Source organism: Allobosea sp. P4_C6 (assembly GCF_056402015.1).
In genome coordinates, this window is the sequence record NZ_JBFUIF010000207.1 from 1 (window position 1) to 2,005 (window position 2,005).

Here is a 2,005-nt window from a genome sequence, read left to right on the forward strand (position 1 = left end):
CCGGTAGCCGTCCCATTTCACCTCATAGGCGCATTCGGGATCGCTCGGCGGCTTAGATGCCAGCAGGGCGAGGCAGGGCTCGACGCGCTCCGGCATGGGATCGAAGAGCAGCGCCGCCTGACGGCCAGCCCTACCCTTGCGCGCGCCGGTGCCGACCTGACCGTCTCGGCCACAGGGCCGGATCGCAACACGCGACGCGCGCCCATCAACGCAACTCCGCAACTCGACCGAGTCGGCAACGGGGCCGGGCGCGGCAGAGTGGCGGGGTAAGGCTGTGGCGGATGGGGAGGGATTCGAACCCGTTTTCCACGTAAGCGTTTGAAATATAGAAAACTAGATCTTCTTTCCGAGGCCTGCTGTGACAGAGCCCTGTGACATAACGGTACGTTTTTTCGAACTGATCCGCAATACCGCAACCGCTAATTGCACTCTCGTTCCCGACGCTGGTGCAGCCATCAGAGTGGGATCCGCACTAGCATCAACGGGTTGTGAGGTCAGTTGACCAAAAGCTATGTTTGATCCCGGATTTTGATGATGCGCTCTCATCCATCGAATGGAAGGAGGCAATATGGGCCCAGGTTCTGCACGGAAGCGCCACGACAGCGGGCGGTCCGTCGAGCGACACAACATAGTCAAGCTAGCCTGAGGGCTCTGGCGAAGCGCTACGGCATCAACCAGAAGACGGTCGCGAAGTGGCAGAAGCGAACCTCTATGGCCGATCTGCTGACGGGCCCGCGGGAGCCGGGTTCAACGGTTGTGTATATCCGGGGACGAGGCGGTCATCGTCGCCTTTCGTCGGCATACCCATCTGCCTTTGGATAATTGCCGTTATGTGCTGTAGGCCACCATTCCGGCCCTGACGCGCTCGTCGCTGCATCGGTTCATGCAACRCACGGGATCAACCGGATAGGGAAATCGAAGGCGAAAAGAAACCGAAGAAGCGGTTCAAGTCCTATCGATCGGCTCCCCCTGCTCTCATGGCAATGCCTCCAATCGCGCCGGGCGAGCATTGCTGACGCATTGTCCTGCGCTTGTGGTCGAGGCGCGAGTTTGGTGCTATCGGATTACCCCTCGGTTGAGGATTGATGCACGGCGATGAAGGCGACGAATATGCGCGGCCAGCCCTTGTTCAGCGGCGCGCCGGTTCAACATCTAACGGACCGCGCCGAGCTAGGTTGCAGCATCACAATGGGACGAAATTCACTGAGCGAGAGTACCGAAACCGTTAAGACAAGCTGAACGAAATATCACACCGCCTGAACCGCATGTGAAATCGTCATAAATTGGGCCTCAAAGACGCAAACAAAGCTGATTCTCAGGTATTCGGCGAACCAAAACTGTAATTATGTAAGGAATCCAACATGAACGAGCGCCTTCAGCAGCGCGACCGTGAATCGTCGAATACAGGCGGGCCGTTTTTTTTAAATTGGGTCAAAAAATTATTCCGTGCTAAGTATTATATAAAAAACGTAGAAGCTAGGATCAAAGGAGATATTTCGCTCGAAATACAGGCTCATTTTCTGAGTGCGTTAGCTCAATTTAAAGCGAATACTGATATTCATACGAAAGAATTACAAGATAATCAGAACGAAATATTACGCCGGTTCCTAGGAAGCTGCCTCATCGAGCAAACTGAGGAAATTCGGGCTTCATTGCAGAGCGCTCTGACTGAACTTCGTGGGCATGTTGATGCACGAACGAGCCAAGTTCAGGACACCCAACACGAGGGCTTCCGCCAAATATTAAACGAAACACTAGTGCCGCAGATTGAGGAAAATCGGGCTTCATTGCAGAGCGCTCTGGCCGCTGTTCGTGAACATGTTGATGCACGAACGGGCCAGGTTCAGGACGCCCAACACGAGGGCTTCCGCCAAATGGTAAACGAAACGATCGCCTTGCAGATTGCGGAGATGCGTGCCGCGATTATGAATGAATTTGCTGAAATTGGGATCGCCCTGCCGCAAGAAATGCACCGGCAGCTTAATCATGTGGACAAGCACCTATC

1 protein-coding gene and 1 pseudogene are annotated in these 2,005 nt (G+C 54.7%); both read left to right on the plus strand.

Annotated features, from left to right (window positions below; genetic code table 11):
• Positions 1-566: 566 nt before the first annotated feature.
• Positions 567-956: pseudogene (locus AC1DVA_RS27970) on the plus strand (transposase family protein); the annotation flags it as partial.
• Between the two features lie 405 nt (positions 957-1,361).
• The coding region (locus tag AC1DVA_RS27975; RefSeq protein ID WP_476808064.1) for a hypothetical protein at positions 1,362-2,005 on the plus strand (644 nt) is incomplete at its 3' end.